This is a genomic window from Palleronia rufa, assembly GCF_000743715.1.
Lineage (GTDB): Bacteria > Pseudomonadota > Alphaproteobacteria > Rhodobacterales > Rhodobacteraceae > Palleronia > Palleronia rufa.
Map to the genome: position 1 here is coordinate 516,311 of NZ_JQEY01000001.1, position 18,938 is coordinate 535,248.

Consider the following 18,938-nt stretch of genomic DNA (forward strand, 5'->3'; position numbering starts at 1 on the left):
GATTATTCCGCCTCGGTCGAATAGATGTAGTCGTAGTTCACCGGGATATGCACCGGATCGACGAACAGGCTGTCGTCGCCGGCAACGGCGTCCGAATGCAGGGTGAAGCGCTGCTCGTTGAAAACGGGCACCCATGGCGCGTCGGCCATGATGTCGACGTAGATCTGGCGCCACGCGTCCTCGCGGGCGGCGGCGTCGCCGACCATGGCATCGGCGTCCGCCGCGCGGGCGTCGATCTCCTCATTGCAGTACCACGACCAGTTCCAGCCGCCCGGCACCGCGCCTGCGCAGCCCAGGATCGGACCGTAGAAATTGGACGGATCGGGGAAATCCGCGATCCACGCCATGCCGCCCGACCAGATCATCGGCGCCTGATCCGACTCGCCTCCCGCGGCGATCACGTTGGCCTGCGCAAGGCTGCGGATCCCGGCGGTGATGCCGATTTCGCTCAGATCCTGCTGGATGGCCTGGGCGATGCGCGGATTGGGATCCACGTTCATCACGAAGAGTTCGGTCTCGAACCCGTCGGGAAAGCCCGCATCGGCAAGCATCTGCCGCGCGGCCTCGGGGTCGTATTCGTAGCCTTCGTAATCCTCCGCGTATCCGGGCATCGACGGCGGCAACGGCTGGTTCGCCGGCACCGCGCGGTTGTTGATCATCTGAACGATGCGGTCCTTGTTGATCGCCATGTTCACGGCCTTGCGCACATCGACGTTGTCGAACGGCGCCATCTGCGTGTTCATGGTGATGTAGCCGGTCTGCAACTGACCGCCTTCGACGATCTGATCCTCATACTCCGCGTCGTTGACGACTTGCAGGAACTGCGCCGGCGGGATGCCGTCGCCCGGCACGTCGGCGTCACCGTTCTGAATGCGCAGCAGCGCGACGGTCGGCTCCAACCCGATGTTGAACGACACGCGGTCGAGCTTCGGCACGCCGTCGCGGTGGTACTCCCCGAACCGTTCGAAGACGAGTTGCTGGCCGGGCGTCCATTCGGCCAGGCGGAAGGCACCGGACCCCACGGGCCTGCGGCCGAAATCCTCGCCCGCCTCCTCCACGGCCTCGCGCGGCACGATGGAGGCGAAGTTCAGCGCCATGACATGGCCGAACGTTGCGTCGGGACGGGATAGGGTGATCTCGACGGTCTTGTCGTCCACGACCCGCACGCCCGACAGGCCCTCTCCCTCACCCGCGTTCCAGGTATCGAACCCTTCGATCATGCCGAAAAAGCCCGCCCCCGGGCTGCGCGTCTCGGGGTCGGTGACCCGCTCTAGCGAGTATTTCACGTCATCGGCCACGATTTCGCGGCCGTTGTGGAACTTGATCCCGTCTTTCAGCGTGAACGTGTAGGTCTGCCCGTCCTCGCTGATGTCGTAGGTTTCGGCCAGCTCGTTCCTGAGAGTGGTGGTCCCCGGCTCATATCCCATCAGCCCGTCGAACAGGGACTTGATCATCGACCAGTTCTGCCAGTCATAGCCGATCGCCGGATCGAGCGTGGCGACGTCGTCCTGGTAGGTCACGATCATCTCGCCGCCCTGTGGCGCGTTTTCGTCCACCTGGGCTTGCGCGCCGGCCGCGATCATGCTCAGGCCCAGGGCCGAGGATAGAAGCATCGATTTCATTGACTTTCTCCTTGTTGGACTCGCGGTTCTCATTTCGTCTTGATGCGGGGGTCGATGAGGGGCGCGACCAGGTCGGCCAACAGGTTTCCCAGCACGATGGCGGTGGCAGAGACCATGGTGACGCCCATGATCACCGGGATGTCGACGCGCTGGATCGCCTGCCATGCAAGTTGGCCGATACCGGGCCAGCCGAACACGCTTTCCACCACGACGATGCCGGACATGAACAGTCCGATGTCGATCCCGATCATCGCGATGATCGGCAGGATCGCGTTCGGCATCACGTGCCGCGTGACGATGCGCAGCTTCGACAGGCCCTTGGCGCGCGCGGTGCGGACAAGGTCCTGGTTCAGCACCTCGATCATCGAAGACCGCATCATACGGCTGTACCACCCCGCCCCGAGCAGCCCGAGCGTGACCGAGGGCAGCACGAGATGCGCGAACGTGCCGTAGCCCCCGATCGGGAACCAGCCGAGTTGCACCGCGAAAACGTAGAGAAGCAGGATACCGATGACGAACTGCGGCGCCGAGATCGCGACAAAGGAGAAGATCATCAGCGAATGGTCCACGGGCCGGTTGCGGCGCAGGGCGGCGACCACGCCGATGGTCAGTCCGATGATCAACTCGGTGACGATGGCCGACACCATGAGCAGAAGGCTTGCGGGCAGGCGCGCGGCGATCAGGGACGAGACCTCCGCCCGCTGCAGATAGGAGCGGCCCATATCGCCCTGCGCCAGCCCGGTCAGGTAGCGCCAGTATTGCACCACGAGGGGATCGTTCAGGCCAAGCTGGTCGCGGATGTTCTCGACCGTCGCGGCGGTGGCCGACCGCCCCGCGATCTGCCGGGCGGGATCGGCGGGGACCAGATACAGCAGCACGAAGGTGACGAAGGTAATTCCCAGAAGGATCAGCGCGCTCTCGAAAAGGCGGCGCAGCAGATAGGCCCACATCAGTGCCGCCCCCTCAGCGTCGGGTCGAGAATGTCGCGCAGCGCGTCGCCGACCAGGTTGAACGCCAGCGCCAGCAGAACGATCAGCAGCCCGGGAAAGAACACCAGCCAAGGCGCGGAGGAGAAATATGTCTGGTTCTCGAAGATGATGTTGCCCCAGGACGGCATGGGCGGCTGCACGCCCACCCCGAGATAACTGAGCGTCGCCTCCAGCAGGACGGTGGTCGAGATGCCGAGCGTGCCGAACACGATGATCGTCGACAGCAGGTGCGGCAGCAGGTGCCGGAACAGGATGCGGATGGGGCCGGAACCGATGGCGCGTTGGACCTGGATGAATTCGCGCTCGGCAAGGCTGCGCGTCTCGGTGTAGATCACGCGGCTCATCTGCACCCAGTTCACCATGGCGATCACCAGCGCGACGATCAGCAGCGACGGCTGGAAGATCGCGGCCAGGACGATGGCCAGCAGCAGCGCCGGAAAGGCCATCATCAGATCGGTGAACCGCATCAGGATCGCCGCCGTCCAGCCGCCGAAATACCCTGCCGTGATGCCGACCCCCGCGCCCAGGACGACGGCGATGCCGTTGGCCAGAACCCCGATGATGAGAGAGGTGCGCGTCCCGAGGATCAACCGCGAGGCGAGATCGCGGCCGAGCAGGTCGGTGCCCAGCGGGTATTCGCCGCCCGGCGGAAGCGGCGCGCCCATGAGGTCGAGCCCGTCGAAGCTTTGCGCGAAGGGATCGGCCGGCATGATGATCGGCGCGAAAACGGCGGCAAGCACCATCGCGGCGATGACGATCAGGCCGAAAGCCGCGCGCGGGCGCTGCAGAAGCTGGCGCAGGACATCGCCCGCCCCCTTGCGGCGCGGCCGCGCGGCGGGATCGGCCGCGGCGCTCATCGGCCCTCTTCCCGGCGCCCGGTCCGCGCCGACAAGAGCGCGCGCGCCGCATCTTCCAGGGTCGTCTGCCCGATCATCGCCATGGTGCGCAACTGTTTCAGGGCCAGCGCCTCGTCTCTGCCGTCCGCCATCAGCGCGATCACTGCGCGGATCACGTCGAGCCGTCCGGCCCGTTGACGCGCGATCTCGGCACGCTCCCGCGCCATGGCGGACCGGCGCGCGAAGGTCGCGTGGGCTATGACCAGCGCCGAAAACAGATTGCCCAGCGCAGAGAGCGGCAGGAATGCATCCACGTTCTGGCCCAGCGCCCAGCCCAGCCGGCCGGGACTTTCGGATCCGACAAGGCCGATCGACGGCACCGGCGCGTCTCCGGGCGTCCATGGCAAAGCCGCGTCATGGCCGCTATCGATATCGAAGATCACCACGTGAGCCGCCTCGACATCCGTCGCGTCCAGTTCGCGAAGACGACCTGTCGCGTGAACACCTAGACGTTCGCACCGCTCGACAACGCGCCGGATCGCATCCTCGGACCGGTGCAGGACCAGGGCGCACCGGCCGGCGAAGTTGTGCTCGGGGATGCCGGTCACGTCACGATCCTCAGGGCCGGAGGCCGGTCGATGTGCGGGACCGTCTGGTGAGACAGGTACGGGTCCGCGGCAACGGGCGCGGCCGCCCGGTCGATGACATGAAACCGGCCCTCCCCCGCCAGGGCGAGACGCGGGGCGAGCGCCGCGTGCCGCATCACCGGGTCGATGCGGATATCGCCCAGCGCAGTGGCCACCGGCGCGTCGCAGGTCGCCCGGAACACGGCATGGGGAGTGTCGGTGCCGGCGCGCGCAACCGCCGCGGCGAAGAGTTCGACCGCGGCATGGGCCGTGGCAAGGAACGCAGAGACCCGACCGTTGGGCGCATGGGTCCGGGCGACGGCACGCAACTCCGGGCTTGCATCCTCGGCGAAGAAACCGCCCGCCGACAGCAACCCGTCGGCATAGGGTCCGAGTTCGTCGAGGTCGGCCTCCGTCTGGTTGAAGCTGACAAGATGCCCTGGACGGCCGCGCCGGTCTGGGTCGCGCGCCCCGAGCCCGCGCACGAAACTGACGCTGGACGGTCCGATCAGGCTGTTGACGACGCAATCGGGACATGCGGCCCGAATCTCGTCGATGACGTGACCGTGCTCGGTCGACCCCAGGGGCACGAAACGCTCGCCGGCCACCTCTATTCCGTGCGCCTGGAGCCGCTCGCGTGCCAACCGCAGGGTCTCCCAGCCCCAGACATAGTTGGAACCGACGAGATAGGCGCGCGACATCCCCTGCGCCGCGATCCAGTCGATCGCCGGCACGACGTGATGGTTGGGCGCCGCACCAAGGTACACGACGTGATCGTTGCACTCGAACCCCTCATAGGGGCACGGGTACCACAGCAGCCCGCCCTTCCGTTCGAGCACCGGGATCATGTCCTTCCGGCTCCAGGATGTGATGGCACCGATGATGTTGCGCACGCCCGCGTCGAGCAGTTCCGCCGTCTGCGCCTCGTAGAGAGCGGGGTCTCCGCCCGGATCGCGGATAACCGGCTCGATCCCGATACCACCCGCGCGGCGTGTCTGCTCGATGGCTCCGAGCGCGCCCGCAAGAGCGCTGCGCCCAAGCGCGGCGTAGCTGCCAGTGGTCGAGAAGATGAGACCGAGTCTGTATGCCACGCGCCCCCCGAAAACTAAAAAGGCCCCGATCCGCCGGAGGTCCGGTGGATTGCGAGGCCCGATTGCCGTGGTCGATCCCTGCGACCGTTTGGAAACATGCTGCGCCACCCGGCGGAACTTGTCCAGCGACCGCGTGCATGAACTGCCGGGCTGCGTAATTTGCCGGATTTCGAGGCTCTCGACACCCGCTGGTGGTCGTTTTCGCACCGAGGTACTGACAGAGCACCGGCGCCGAACTGTTCCTTCGTCGCCGGGTGGCGCAGCCGCGGTCTAGAAGCTGGGCAATCCCGCGCGCATGTCGGTGGCGGAGCCCGGACCTTTCGAAGGATCGCCGTGGCTCATTCGGAACTGCCGCCAAGCGCGTTGCGGACGACCGCCCGGCGGGGGTCGTCCTGCGGGACATCGGCCAACAGGGCCTCTGCGCTCTCATAGGCCGAACGCGATTTTTCGGTGTCGCCCAGAACCGCATAGGCCCTTCCCAACCGCAGCCAGCCGTCGAGGTCGTCGGGGTTCTCCTCCAGCCGCGTCGCGAGGCCGTCGACCATCGACCGGATGAACGCGCCACGATCCTCTTCGCTCATCTCCGATGCGGCGGCCATGTCGGCCGCGTCGGGGCCGCGCAGCATCGGCGCATAGTCGGCCAGGGAAATCGCGTCGGCGCCGATCTGGTCGCCCAGCAGGTTGGCGCGGGCGACGAAGCTTTCCATCCAGGGCTGGAACCCGTCGGACGCGTCGAGCCGTGCCAGAAGAAGGTCGCGGGCGTCCGCGCGCGCGCCGGCCTGCTCCATGGCGACCGACTTGTAGAACGTCGCGGCGGGATTGCTCGGGTCGAGCTCCTGCGCCCGGTCGAGCGCCCCTTCCGCGTCCGGCGTGACGATCCCGTTTTCCGCCTGGATAAGAGCCTCGGCGTAGAGGGAGAACGTCGCCGATGTGGCATCCTCACGGTCGAGCAAGCGGCCGTAGACCTCGGCCGCCGCAGCAGGCCGGTTCATTCGCGAATAGACTGCCGCAAGAAGCTGCCAGCCCTCGGTGGGACCGCCTTCGGGATCGCTCTCCAGCTGGTCCTGCAAGCGGCCCGCCAGCTCCGCGATCTCGGCCGATTCCGCGCGCTCGTCCGCCCGGTCGGCAAACGCCACACTAGGCACGTCGGGCGAGCCGCTGAGCAGATAGAGAACGACGGCCAGGGCAGGGACCAGTCCGGCGGCGACAAGCAGGACCCCCCGGCCGGACCCGGCCTCCATGGTCGCCTTTTCGGATTGGCGCGACAGCGCAAGCATCCTCCGCTTGACCTCTATCGTGGCCGCGTCCGCCTCGGCCTTCGAGATCAGGCCGCGCGCGCGGTCGCGGTCGACCTCGGCAAGCTGGTCACGCAGGATCGCCATGGTGCTGTCGCTGCGTCCAAGCGAGCGGACCGACGCGCCACGCCGGAGCGGAAGCGCGATGAACAGCCCCGAGGCCAGAGCCAGCGCACCGAAGAGAACCCACATCATGTCGACTTACCCGAATGCCCCATGAGGACGTCGATCTCGGCCAGTTCCTGTTCGGTGAGCGGTTCGGTCCTGCGCCCGCGCCGGCGGCGCAGTGCGGCCGCGATGCCCACTGCACCCCCCAGGAAGATCAGCGCCGGAGCCAGCCACAGCGCGTAGGTGATCGGCTTCCACGGCGGGCGGAACAGCACGAAATCGCCGTAGCGTGCAACGACGTATTCCAGCACCTCCTTGTCGCTGTCGCCCGCGACAAGCCGTTCGCGCACCAGAAGGCGCAGATCGCGCGCGACCCCGGCGTTCGAGCTGTCGATGTTCTCATTCTGGCAGACCACACAGCGCAGTTCTGTGGAGAGGTCGCGCGCGCGCGCCTCAAGGGCGGGATCGGCCAGCATTTCATCGGGTTCCACTGCGGGTGCCGCGCCTGCGATCAGGGCCAGCGCAACAGAGAGGGAAGCCAACAGCCGCTTCATGACGCAACGTCTCCGCTTCCGGCCGCCGCAAGGGCCGCCTTGATTTTGGCAAGGTCGTCGGCGGTGGAAATCGCGCCGACCTGGCGATAGATGACGGTTCCGGTGGCGTCGACCACAAAGGTTTCCGGCACGCCGGAGATGCCCCATTCGATGCCGGCACGTCCCGACAGGTCCGAACCGATCCGGGTGTAGGGGTTCCCCAACCTGGCGAGCCAAGCGGCAGCATCCGCGGGCTTGTCCTTGTAGTTCAGACCCATCAGCGTCACGCCATCGTCTTCGACAAGGCGCGTCAGCACCGCGTGCTCGGCGCGGCAGGGCACACACCACGATGCAAAGACATTGACCAGCGCGGGTTTGCCCAACCCTGCAAGGTCCGCCTTCGACAACCCCGGTACGCCGACGCCGTCGATCGGCTCCAGATCGAACTCCGGCACCGGTTGCGATATCAGCACGGACGGGATCGCCCCCGGGTCCCGGTCGGGATCCAGCCCCCAGAGAAAGAGTGCTCCGATCAGGACGGCGACCAGGGCCGGGAGCGCGATCAGCAATCTCGCCATCGGGCTACTCCGCTGGCGTCGCGACTGCCGACGGCACGCGCGACCGTCGCGGCGCGCCGACCCGCAGCCGCCGGTCCGACAGGGAAAGCAGGCCGCCGCCGACCAGCATGAACGTGCCCAGCCAGATGAACCCCACCAGCGGCTCATAGAGGATGCGCATGGTCCACATGCCGGCAGCCTGCGCCTCTTCGTCCGCGGGTGCGGTGATCGAGACGTAGAGATCGCCCGCTATGGTCGACCTGATCGCCGCTTCGGTCGTCTGCGACTGTGCGACCGGATAACTCCGCCGCTCGGGCCGCATCACCGCGACCGGTTCGCCGTCCCGGGTGACGGTGAATGTCCCCATGTCAGAGAAGTAGTTGGGTCCGCGCAACCGCTCGACCTTTTCGAGCCGCAGGTCGAAGCCGGCGATGGAGACTTCGGTCCCCGGCGCCCCGAAGCGGATCACCTCATCCTTCCAGGCGCTCGATCCGGTGAAGCCAAGGATGCAGACGGCAAGCCCGGCGTGCGCCAGCGTCATCCCGTGCGACGCGCGCGGCAGACCGCGTGCGCGCCGCCAGCTCTCGGCCAGCGGCGCGCTGCCCAGCTTCACCCGCAGGGCCCATTCGCGCAGGGTGGCGAAGAAGAGCCACACCGCGACCGCAATGGCGATGACGGCCAGAACCGGCCCGCCCGTATCGATATACCATGCGACAAGAGCCGCGATGGCGGTCAGCGCCGCCACCCATTTCAGCCGCGACAGCACGCCCGGCAGGTCGGCCCGCTTCCATGACAGCAGCGGTCCGACCGCCATGACGACGATCAGCGGCAGCATGATCGGGATGAAGCTTGCGTTGAAGAACGGCGGTCCGACCGAAATCTTGTCGTCGGCGACGGCTTCCACGAAGAGCGGGTAGAGCGTGCCGAACAACACCACGGCGGTGGCGGTCGCCAGAAGCAGATTGTTGACCAGAAGTCCGCCCTCGCGGCTGATCGGTGCGAAGATGCCGCCCGCCTCCAGCTTGGGGGCGCGCACCGCGTAGAGCGTCAGCGATCCGACGATCGTGATGCCGAGCAGGCCAAGGATGTAAAGCCCGCGCTCGGGGTCCACGGCGAAGGCATGAACGCTGGTCAGAAGGCCCGAACGCACGACGAACGTCCCCAGAAGCGACAGGGAGAATGTCAGGATCGCAAGCAGGATCGTCCAGCTTTTGAACGCGTCGCGCTTTTCCGTGACGATCGCCGAGTGAAGCAGCGCGGTGCCCAGAAGCCAGGGCATGAAGCTGACGTTCTCGACCGGATCCCAGAACCACCAGCCGCCCCAGCCAAGCTCGTAATATGCCCACCAGGACCCGAGCGCGATGCCCGCCGTCAGGCTGGTCCAGGCCGCCAGGGTCCAGGGCCGGACCCAGCGCGCCCAGGCGGGATCTATGCGCCCCTCGATCAAGGCGGCGACGGCAAAGCTGAACACGATCGAGAATCCGACATACCCGATGTAGAGCAGCGGCGGATGCATCGCGAGACCCACGTCCTGCAACAGCGGATTCAGGTCCTGACCGTCCACGGGGGGCGGAAACACACGCTCGAACGGGTTGGATGTGAACAGCATGAAGCTCAGGAAACCGACGCTGATCCAGGCCTGCACGCTCAGCGTCCGCGCCTTCAACCCGTCCGGCACATTCCGCCCCATGATCGCCACACCGGCTCCGAACAGGGCGAGGATCAGAACCCACAAAAGCAGCGACCCCTCATGGCTGCCCCACGTGCCGGAGACCTTGAACAGCATCGGCTTCAGCGAGTTCGAATTCTCGACCACGTTGCGCACCGTGAAATCGCTCACCACGAAGGACCGCATCAGCGCCGCAAAGGCCAGTCCGATCAGGCCGAGCTGCAAGACGGCTGTGGTTGTCGCGCTCTGCATCCACAGGACATTGCGTTTCGCAGCGCCGACGATGGGCAGGACCGACTGGACGAGCGCCGCGACAAGGGCAAGAAGCAGTGCGAATTGGCCAAGTTCGGGAATCATGTGTCTTCCTTCTTTCTGCCCGGGTCGATCTTATGTTTTCACCTGACCGGTTCCGTTGCTGGAAGGTCAACCGTCCCGCGTGAACGGGAACCGTTTTCTGCGGTGACAAATCCGTGATATCCCACGCGCTTGACCCTCCCGCAGCGGAAACTCCACCTAAACCCGGATATACCCTATCCGGCTGGGAATGACATGCGTCCGATCGCACATCTTGCGACTTCCGCCACCGGTATGGCCCTGGGCCTGGCCGGCGGCATCGTCGTGCCTGTCGGGGCGACATTTCCGTCTGTCGTCCTGCCGACGATTTTCGCCTCGAGGACGGCATCGACCGCCTGGAAAACCTCCATGCGCCGATCCCTGCGTCAAATGGAACGGAGCGCGGCAACAACATGGGAAAAGCGGAGCATGATGCATAGGACGAAACCGATCGCTTACCCGGTCGGCAGTGTAACGTCAGCGCAGGCCGACGGACGGTGGACACCGGTGCCCGCGCACGATTGGCGACAGAGCCGGCCGGCATCCGCACCCTCATGACATATCGAGGTTTTGGAGCCGGGCCAGCCGGCGGCAGAGGGCCGGAACCGTCCGCGACCGGACCGAACCCGGAATACCCGAAGGCGGGCCGGACAGCAGGACCGAACATCTGCGATACCGCCACGGGCGCCGCGAGATCTGCGGCGCGCACTATCCGTGTGGAAACCGATAAAACGGGTCAGCATGTGCCGCGACGTGACCGTGCGATCCCCGGCGCGGGCATCGGCAACCAGCCGGGTCGCTGGCAAGGCGGCCTCCATCGTCGGGCCGGCGGCGGGACCGCGCGATGAGTCCGGCGGGCAAGCGATATCTGCGGTTCGGTATCGTTGCGCTGCTGGCGCTGGTCGGGCTGGCGCTTTTCCTTCTTTGGGATACGCCGGCCTTCGCATCGCTGCGCGGGGCGTTCGACCGGCAGGCGGTCGAGGCGCTGGTGGCGCGCGCCGGCATATACGGCCCCATCGTGATCGTGGCCGCGATGATCGTCGCCGTGGTCGCGTCCCCCATTCCCAGCGCACCCATCGCCATGGCGGCCGGCGCGGCCTACGGACATATCGAGGGTACGCTGCTCACCGTTGCAGGCGCGGAAATCGGCGCGCTCATCGCGTTCGGGCTTGCCCGCATCCTGGGGCGCGATGTCGTGCGCCGCTGGCTCGGGGACAGCATCGAAAAAGGGCTTGTCGGGTCCCAGAACGCGTTGACCCTGGCGGTCTTCCTGAGCCGGCTCATGCCATTCGTCTCCTTCGATATCGTCAGCTACGCGGCCGGACTCAGCGCGATCCACTTCTGGCGCTTTGCGCTGGCCACGCTTGCCGGGATCGTCCCGGCAAGTTTCGTGCTCAGCCATCTCGGGACAGCGGCGATGAGTGATGGCAACGGCATCGCGACCTGGGCCATCGCGGGGCTGGGGCTGGTCACCGGTGCGCCCCTGGTCTGGACCATGTTCGGCCGGAAACGGGGGCGCTGAGGGTTCAGCCCCCTGCCGGCGACACGGCCCTGCGCGCATTGGCGATCCCGGCGCACGCACGGGCACCGGAACAGTCGGCGCCGCAGATGTCGCCATTCACGAGATTGGCACTTGAGCTTACTGCGCTGGAAAGCCCACTTGCCGGGTGATCTCTTTTCATCCGGAACATTCACATGCTCGCACCCCGTATCTCTCGCCGTTCGCTGTTGCAGTGCGGGGCGGCCGCCCTTGCCATGAGCGCCGTGCCGCGCGCCGCCGGCGCCGCGCCCAAAAGGGACCTGACGGTAGAGACCCGCACGCTTGACGTGGCAGGGCGTGCGGCGCGCGTCTATGGCATTACCGGCCCGGATGGCAGGCCCGGCCTGACCCTGGATCGGTCGCAGGGGTTCGACGTGCGGCTGACCAACAAGGCCGACGTGCCGACGATCGTCCACTGGCACGGTCTGACGCCACCCTTCGCCCAGGATGGCAACACCCTGTCTCAGCCGCCCATCGCGCCCGGCGGCAGCATGGATTTCGCCTTCGACCTGCCGCGCGCGGGCACCCATTGGATGCATTCGCACGTCGGGCTTCAGGAGGCGCAGCTCATGGCCGCGCCGCTGATCGTCCGCGACGGCCCGCCGCAGATGCAGGAGGTCGTGATGGTCCTACACGACTTCAGCTTCGCCCATCCCGAAGAGATTTTCGAGCGGCTCGCGGCCGGCGAGGCCACGCATGTCGGATCGGGGGTGGCGGCGTCGAAGAAGGGCATGATGCGGATGCCGATGCCCGGGATGGACGGCGGCATGATGGCGCAGGGCGACGGGGACGCGGATGGCGACATGCCGATGGAGATGGACCTGAACGACATCACCTTCGACGCCTATCTTGCGAACGACCGTACGCTCGACGATCCAGAGGTCGTGCCCGTCGAACGCGGCGCCCCGGTACGGCTTCGCATCGTCAACGCCGCCGCCGCCACGAACTTCTGGATCGACCTGGGCGCGGTCACCGGGCGTCTCATCGCCGTCGACGGCATGGATGTCGCGCCCATCGTCGGGCGCGGCTTCGAAATCGCGATCGCGCAGAGGCTCGATATCGTGCTGGACGTGCCCAACGCCGCCACCGCGCTGCCCATCATCGCCCAGCGTGAGGGCGACGTCGGCCGCACCGGTATCGTACTCGCGACCCCGGGGGGGGAGATCCCTCGGCTGGCGCAGGTGGGCGACACCGACGCCTCACCGGTTCTGTCCCACCTCGAACGCCGTCTTGTCGCGCGAAACCCTCTGGAGCCGCGCGACGCCGGCCGCGCGGTCACGGTGTACCTGACCGGAGCGATGTCGCCCTATGCCTGGACGATCGACGGACGGGCGTTCGAGAACCGCGCCCCCACCGACATCGCCATGGGAGAGCGGGTCGAACTGACGATGGTCAACCGCACCATGATGTCCCACCCCATGCATCTGCACGGACACCATTTCCAGGTGGTCGGGCTTGGCCGGGCGCGCTTTGCGGGGGCGATGCGCGACACGGTGCTCGTGCCGGCGATGGACAGCGTCACGATCGCCTTCGACGCATCAAACCCAGGTGAGTGGCCTTTGCACTGCCATAACCTGTATCACATGTATGCCGGCATGATGACGACTGTCCGCTACGTCTGACGAAACATTCACAGGAACAAGCCATATGAAATATCCGCTGATTCTCGCCGCTTTCGGGATCGTGACCGCCGGCACCGCCGGAGCGGAGACGGCGATGACCGTCTTCAAGGATCCCAACTGCGGCTGCTGCGCGGCATGGGCGGACGAAATGTCCAAGGCCGGTTTCGAGGTGACGATCCGCAACCTCGACTACGATGCCCTGATCGCACGCAAGGCGGAGGCCGGCATTCCGGAAGAGGCCTATGCCTGCCACACCGCGATGATCGGAGATTTCGCGATCGAGGGCCACGTGCCGGCGGCGGAGATCGAGGCGGTCATGGCCGAGCGCCCCGAAGCCGACGGTATCGCCGTCCCCGGAATGCCCATGGGCTCGCCCGGCATGGGAGAGTTGACGGGCGACATGTCCTTCGACGTCATGCTCATCGAAAACGGGGAGATCGGACCCGTCGTGGCCTCCTATCCGCCGCGTTGAAGCGGCGACAGGGCTGCGGGGACGGGAAGCCGGACCCGGCAAGGTTCCCTGAAGGCGCGGGGCCCACGTCCATGATCCCCGCGGAGCACCGGGCCGGATCCGTCGGGGCATGATCGGCCGGGACTGCGCTTGCCGTCCAGGACCCTGAAGATAGGGTTTCCGGTCGCAGTTTGCGTGCCCGCGCTCGGTGAGGGCCGGGATGTTTGTGCGACGATATGCCAGCATCCAGTCTGGCGCGATTGCAGTTCGATGACCTGATCCCACCGCTTCCAGCGACAAACGGCCATGCGTTGCGCATGCAGCCGTTGGCCCCGGCCGGTCCGATAGCCGGTCGCGGGTCGCGGTAGGGATGCAAAGGCGACACCGGGTGCCGTCCGCATCCACAGCCTTGCGCGGAAGCGCCGTCACGACAGGTCGCATTGCCAGAGCTTTACCCGCAGCCCCCCATGGGCGATCGGGGCGGAGGCGGTCAGGTCCAGTCCGGTCGCCCTCGCCAGCCCGTCGTCTGACGTGACAAGTCCCACCCGCCATCCCCGGAACCTCTGCGCCAGCGTCACGCCCAGTGCGCCGTAGAGACCGAAGAGCTGGCGGCGGTTGCCGATCCGCGCACCGTAAGGCGGGTTCACGACCACCAGACCGGGCGGCCCTTCGGGGGGCTGGGCGTCGGAGACCGGCGCGGCGGTGAATGTCGTGACCCCGTCCACGCCCGCGCGAACCGCGTTGGCCGCAGCACCCCTGACCGCACCCGTGTCGCGGTCCGCTCCATGAAACCGCAGCGCCGTGTCCCGTGATGCCGGCAAGACGGGGGCCGGCGACTCCAGCGCCAGATCATCCAGTGCAAATCGACGGTCGCGTCCCGGCATGAGTCCAAGCGCGATCTCGGCGGCCTCCAGCACGAACGTGCCGGAGCCGCACATCGGATCGACGACCGGCTCATCCCCCGCATAGCCGCACGCGCGCAGGACCAGGGCGGCCATGGTCTCTCGCAGCGGCGCCTTTCCGACCCATTCCTTGTGACCGCGCCTGTGCAGCGCCTCACCCGAGGTATCGACCGAAACGGTCACCAGGTCGTCGTCGATCCGGACCTTCAGCGTGACCGGCGCATCGGATGTCGCCGGTGCGCCCACGGTGTCGGCGATGGCGCGCTCGATGCGGGACTGTGCGGCGCCGGCATGGTAGATCCGGGACTTCCGCGTGGTGACCTCGACCCGCACGGGCACGTCCGGGCGCAGGATGGCGGCCCAGTCCACCTTGTGCGCCCGCTTGTCCAGTTGCGCCAGATGCATGGCCCGGAACGATGCTATCCGGACGAGCACCCGCGTGGCACCGCGCAGCATCAGGTTCGCGCGCCGGATCTCTGCCCCATCGCCGCGGATCTCCACGCCGCCCGGGACGGGCGTGGCAGGGGCAAATCCCAGTGCCAACGCCTCCTCTGCCAGCAGCGGCTCCAGACCGGGCGGCGCGATCAGGAAAATGTCATGGGTGCGGCGCATCCCCTCTCATACGGGCTCCGCCGCGCGACGGCGAGGGGGCGGCTGTTGCAACCATCGCCCGCATGGCTAGGTAAGCGCGATGACCGATGCACTGACCCCCACCGGACCGATGCTGTTCCTGCGATCCGCCTCCCCTCAGGGCGTCCGGGTGGCCGCGACCTGCCTGCGGCCCCAGGGCGCGCCCGCCCCCGTGATCCGGACCGACCGCGACCATGAGGCCCGGGCCCTGGTGACCCGCGCGGGCGCGACGCTCTGGCGGGCCGACCTGGACCTGCCGGCCGGTGGCGCGCGCTATAGCTGCGATGGGACGGCCTACGACGTCGCGACCGACCTGGGCGGCGATCTGACGGTGGCCTTCGTCTCCTGCAACGGACAGGAGCATGGCGACCTGGACCGCCCGCCTCAGGATCGCAACCTGATGTGGTCGCATCTTGCGCGCCGGCTGGACGCAGAGACGGTGCAGCTGCTGATCCACGGCGGCGACCAGATCTACGCAGACGAGGTGACGCGCGTCCATCCGCTCTCCCGCGACTGGCCGAACGACGTTCCGGATCGCCTGGACGCGGACCAGGCGCGCGATCTGCGCGCCGCTTTGGACGACGCGTTCTTCCGCCGCTACGCGACCCAATGGCCGCAACCGGGCTACGAGAACGTTGTCGCCCGCGTGCCGTCGGTGTGCATGTGGGACGATCACGACATCTGTGACGGATGGGGCTCTCTGCGCCGCCGGGCACAGGCCAGCGACGTGGCGCGGGTGCTGTTCGACGCGGCCCGAGAGGCGTTTTTGCTGTTCCAGTTCGGTTGCCACCCGGACGAGCGGCCCGGGATTTCGCTCGGCTCCGGCCGGGCGCTGTCCTGGCGGGTGGACCTGCCGGGGCTGAGCGTTGTCGCACCGGACCTGCGCTCGACCCGCACGAAGCGCAACGTGATGGACGGGGATACCTGGTCCGGTTTCCTCAAAGGGCTGGAGCGGACGGAGGAGCGCGTCCTGCTGGTCTCTTCCGTCCCGGCGCTGGGGCCGCGGCTGTCGCTGGTGGAACGGCTCATGAAGCTGACCCGCCGGATGGAGGACTATGAAGACGACCTGCGCGACCAGTGGCAGAGCTACGCACACCGCACCGAATGGCAGAGGTTCCTGCGCGCCCTGATGGCGGTCCACGACCGCGACGGCCACGCCGTCACCGTCCTGTCGGGTGAGATCCACCTGGCCACCCGGGGCACCATGGACACGGCCACGGGCCCGCTGCACCAACTGGTTGCCTCCGGCATCTCGCACCCCGCGCCGCCGAAGGCCATGGCGATCGGGCTGAGCCTGCTGTCGCGGCTGGGTGAATCGCCGATCAAGGGTCACCGGATCCGCCTGCGCCCCTTGCCGGGACAGCCCCGCCCCTACGCGGCGGAACGCAACTATCTGATGCTGCGCCGCCGCGACGGGGACTGGACCGCCGCGTGGCAACTGGAAGAAAGCGGCGAAACCGCGCCCTTGGCGATCTGACGGCCGGTAAACCGACCTGACAGGCACATGTCTTCGAGAGGCGGCGGGCACACGCCGCGCCGCTACCCCTTCGCGATCAGAGCGTTACGTCGAGGCAGATATACTTGACCTCAAGATACTCGTCGATCCCGTGGTGGGATCCCTCGCGGCCCAGGCCGGACTGCTTGACCCCGCCGAACGGCGCCACGGGGGTCGAGATCAGCCCCGTGTTCACGCCGACGATGCCGTATTCCAGCGACTCCGACACCCGCGTGACGCGGGACAGGTCATTGGAGAAGAAATAGGACGCCAGCCCGAAGATCGTGTCGTTGGCAAGGGCGATCGCCTCCTCCTCGGTGTCGAACTTGAACAGCGGGGCGAGCGGTCCGAACGTCTCTTCGGTGGCAAAGGCCATGTCCTGGGTCGCGCCGGTGACGATGGTGGGTTGGAAGAACGTGCCGCCCTTCTCGTGACGCGACCCGCCATAGATCACGTCCGCGCCTTTGGACTTGGCGTCTGCGATGTGCTCTTCGACCTTTTTCACGGCGCTCGGTTCGATTAACGGGCCGAAATCGACATCGCCCTCCAGCGCGTCGCCGACGGTCATCTTCGACACCCGGTCCTTCAACTTCTGGGCGAAGGCGTCATAGACCCCAGCCTGAACGTAGATCCGATTCGCGCAGACGCAGGTCTGACCGGCATTGCGGAACTTGCAGGCGATGGCGCCGTCCACGGCCTTGTCCAGATCGGCGTCGTCGAACACCAGGAACGGCGCGTTGCCGCCCAGCTCCATCGACGTCTTGAGGACCCGGTCGGCCGATTGCCGGAGGAGTATGCGCCCGACCTCGGTCGAGCCGGTGAAGGTCAGCTTGCCGACGATGTCGTTCTCGCAGAATTCCTTGCCGATGCCGCTGGAGTCGCTCGACGGCAGGACCGAGAAGATGCCCTCCGGCAGACCTGCACGGGTGGCCAGAACGCCGAGCGCCAGAGCCGACAGCGGCGTCAGCGTCGGTGGGCGCACGACGAAGGCGCAGCCGGCGGCCAGCGCCGGACCCGCTTTTCGGGTGATCATAGCGTTCGGGAAGTTCCACGGCGTAATCGCCGCAGCCACGCCGATGGGCTGCTTGATGACGTGGATACGCTTGTCGGGCGCGTGCCCGGGGATGATCTCACCATAGACGCGGCGCGCCTCTTCGGCGAACCACTTGATGAAGCCGGCGCCGTACATGACCTCACCCTTCGCCTCGGCCAGGGGCTTGCCTTGCTCGGCGGTCAGGATCGTCGCCAGGTCGTCGGCATGGTCCACCATCAGGTCGTGCCACGCCATCAGCACCTTGCCGCGGTCCTCTGCGGTGCGCCTGGCCCAGTCCTTCTGGGCGGCGGCGGCTGCGTCGAGCGCCCGCGCCACGTCCTTGCGGCCCAGATCCGCGACGCTCGCCAGAACGTCGCCGCGTGCGGGGTTCTTGACCTCGAAGGTCTTGCCATCTCCGGCCCCGACCCAATCGCCGGCCAGATATGCCTGATCGCGCAGCAACTCCGGGTCCGAAAGCCGCGAGGCCAGATCGGTCGTGTCAGCCATGTCCTGTCCTTTCGTCAAGCTGTGCCTGCCGAACGCGCGGCACGGCCTTTGCGGTCCCTATCCTATCGTCGGAATCGCCGAAAGCCCCGCACCCGCCGATTGCCTTTTCGCGCCGGAGGCGGCTTAATCGGTGCGACAATTGCAGGACACGCGCATGGATACGGTCACCGCCACCGACGCCGAGTACGACAACAGCGCGGCGGTGCCCGAGATCGACCGGATCTCCGCGGTCTGGCAGAAGAAGGCGGCGGCCTTCCGCGACGCGCGCGGCGACCGCGCCCGGCTTGCCATACCCTACGGCGCCACGCCGCGCGAAAAGGCGGACCTGTTCCTTCCCGATCGCGCGCCGGAGGGGCTGTTGATCTTCGTTCATGGCGGTTACTGGCGCTCGCGCCACCGCCACGACTGGTCCCATTTCGCCGCGGGCGCCCTGGCACGGGGATGGGCCGTCGCCATGCCCTCCTACACGCTGGCGCCGGACGCACGGATCTCACGCATCACACTACAGATCGCCTTGGCCGTCGTGCGGCTGGCCGAAGAGGTCCCCGACGTCCCGATCCGGCTTGTCGGCCACTCCGCGGGCGGCCATCTGGTCGCCCGTATGCGCGCCGCTGACGTGATGCTGCCCGACGCCGTGGCAGGACGGATCGCGCGCATCGTGCCGATCTCACCTGTGTCGGACCTGCGCCCGCTCCTCGCCCTTGCGATCAACGAAGATCTGCGGCTGACCCCGGAAGAGGCCGCGGCGGAAAGCCCCGCGCTGCTGCCGTCCGCCCGCGCCTTTCCCGCGGCCGTTTGGGTCGGCGGTGCGGAGCTGCCGGCGTTTCTCGACCAGGCACGATGGTTGTCGGACGCGTGGTCGGCCCCTCTGGTCATCGACGCGGACAGGCATCATTTCGACGTCATCGATGGGCTTCTCGAACCCGATTCCGCATTGATGGCCGCGCTTTTCGAATAATCCGCGACCGCAGGCACCGCGACCCGTCCATGAGCCGTGCAGCTTGCCGATCCCGGGTGGGCCCCTTCGTGCGCGGTCACCCGCATGTCGCGAACTGTCGCAGGAACCTTACGGCCGACCATGCTTTTGAGAGGCAGAAGG

The 18,938-nt window shown here is 67.2% G+C and carries 16 protein-coding genes; 5 read left to right on the plus strand and 11 right to left on the minus strand.

Features of this window, described 5'->3' with window-relative positions:
• Window positions 1–2 precede the first annotated feature (2 nt).
• The 9 genes from KW83_RS02495 to KW83_RS02535 all read right to left on the minus strand — a co-directional run bounded on the left by KW83_RS02495 (window position 3) and on the right by KW83_RS02535 (window position 9,683).
• Window positions 3–1,622: an ABC transporter substrate-binding protein gene (locus KW83_RS02495; RefSeq protein ID WP_036173941.1), complete on the minus strand. Its 1,620-nt coding sequence runs from the start codon at window positions 1,620–1,622 to the stop codon at window positions 3–5.
• A 29-nt stretch (window positions 1,623–1,651) separates the two neighbouring features.
• The gene (locus tag KW83_RS02500; RefSeq protein ID WP_036173944.1) at window positions 1,652–2,572 is read right to left on the minus strand and encodes an ABC transporter permease; all 921 of its coding nucleotides are present in this window, start codon (window positions 2,570–2,572) and stop codon (window positions 1,652–1,654) included.
• Window positions 2,572–3,468: an ABC transporter permease gene (locus tag KW83_RS02505; RefSeq protein WP_036173947.1), complete on the minus strand. Its 897-nt coding sequence runs from the start codon at window positions 3,466–3,468 to the stop codon at window positions 2,572–2,574. Before KW83_RS02505 ends, KW83_RS02500 begins: the two co-directional genes overlap by 1 nt.
• The gene (locus KW83_RS02510) at window positions 3,465–4,055 is read right to left on the minus strand and encodes an ANTAR domain-containing response regulator (RefSeq protein ID WP_051928151.1); all 591 of its coding nucleotides are present in this window, start codon (window positions 4,053–4,055) and stop codon (window positions 3,465–3,467) included. The genes KW83_RS02505 and KW83_RS02510 overlap by 4 nt, the downstream gene beginning before the upstream one ends.
• Entirely contained in the window at window positions 4,052–5,164 is a 1,113-nt protein-coding gene (locus tag KW83_RS02515; protein ID WP_036173951.1) for a transporter substrate-binding protein, read from the minus strand. Before KW83_RS02515 ends, KW83_RS02510 begins: the two co-directional genes overlap by 4 nt.
• A gap of 338 nt (window positions 5,165–5,502) precedes the next feature.
• On the minus strand, window positions 5,503–6,654 hold the full coding sequence (gene ccmI, locus KW83_RS02520; RefSeq protein WP_036173954.1) for a c-type cytochrome biogenesis protein CcmI: 1,152 nt from the start codon (window positions 6,652–6,654) through the stop codon (window positions 5,503–5,505).
• Complete coding sequence (locus KW83_RS02525) at window positions 6,651–7,121, minus strand: cytochrome c-type biogenesis protein (RefSeq protein WP_036173957.1); 471 nt, start codon at window positions 7,119–7,121, stop codon at window positions 6,651–6,653. Before KW83_RS02525 ends, ccmI begins: the two co-directional genes overlap by 4 nt.
• On the minus strand, window positions 7,118–7,678 hold the full coding sequence (locus tag KW83_RS02530; protein ID WP_036173960.1) for a DsbE family thiol:disulfide interchange protein: 561 nt from the start codon (window positions 7,676–7,678) through the stop codon (window positions 7,118–7,120). The genes KW83_RS02525 and KW83_RS02530 overlap by 4 nt, the downstream gene beginning before the upstream one ends.
• A 4-nt stretch (window positions 7,679–7,682) precedes the next feature.
• A complete protein-coding gene (locus KW83_RS02535; protein WP_036173963.1) occupies window positions 7,683–9,683 on the minus strand; it encodes a heme lyase CcmF/NrfE family subunit in 2,001 nt (666 codons plus the stop codon).
• 820 nt (window positions 9,684–10,503) lie between these two features.
• Here KW83_RS02535 and KW83_RS02540 point away from each other — a divergent pair.
• The 3 genes from KW83_RS02540 to KW83_RS02550 all read left to right on the plus strand — a co-directional run bounded on the left by KW83_RS02540 (window position 10,504) and on the right by KW83_RS02550 (window position 13,293).
• Window positions 10,504–11,181: a TVP38/TMEM64 family protein gene (locus tag KW83_RS02540; protein ID WP_036173966.1), complete on the plus strand. Its 678-nt coding sequence runs from the start codon at window positions 10,504–10,506 to the stop codon at window positions 11,179–11,181.
• 173 nt (window positions 11,182–11,354) lie between these two features.
• A complete protein-coding gene (locus KW83_RS02545; RefSeq protein ID WP_036173969.1) occupies window positions 11,355–12,821 on the plus strand; it encodes a multicopper oxidase family protein in 1,467 nt (488 codons plus the stop codon).
• Window positions 12,822–12,846: 25 nt separating this feature from the next.
• The gene (locus KW83_RS02550; protein WP_051928153.1) at window positions 12,847–13,293 is read left to right on the plus strand and encodes a DUF411 domain-containing protein; all 447 of its coding nucleotides are present in this window, start codon (window positions 12,847–12,849) and stop codon (window positions 13,291–13,293) included.
• 404 nt (window positions 13,294–13,697) lie between these two features.
• On the opposite strand, the gene KW83_RS02555 is transcribed toward KW83_RS02550, so the two are convergent.
• Entirely contained in the window at window positions 13,698–14,786 is a 1,089-nt protein-coding gene (locus KW83_RS02555; protein ID WP_036173972.1) for a THUMP domain-containing class I SAM-dependent RNA methyltransferase, read from the minus strand.
• A gap of 79 nt (window positions 14,787–14,865) precedes the next feature.
• Between KW83_RS02555 and KW83_RS02560 the strand changes: the two genes are divergently transcribed.
• Window positions 14,866–16,281 carry an alkaline phosphatase D family protein gene (locus KW83_RS02560; protein WP_036173975.1) on the plus strand — a complete coding sequence of 472 codons (1,416 nt, stop codon included), beginning with the start codon at window positions 14,866–14,868 and terminating at the stop codon, window positions 16,279–16,281.
• A gap of 76 nt (window positions 16,282–16,357) precedes the next feature.
• Here the strand turns inward: KW83_RS02560 and KW83_RS02565 are convergent, their stop codons facing one another.
• Entirely contained in the window at window positions 16,358–17,839 is a 1,482-nt protein-coding gene (locus KW83_RS02565) for an NAD-dependent succinate-semialdehyde dehydrogenase (RefSeq protein WP_036173978.1), read from the minus strand.
• 154 nt (window positions 17,840–17,993) lie between these two features.
• Here KW83_RS02565 and KW83_RS02570 point away from each other — a divergent pair, with 154 nt between their 5' ends.
• A complete protein-coding gene (locus KW83_RS02570) occupies window positions 17,994–18,797 on the plus strand; it encodes an alpha/beta hydrolase (RefSeq protein ID WP_036173981.1) in 804 nt (267 codons plus the stop codon).
• Window positions 18,798–18,938 lie beyond the last annotated feature (141 nt).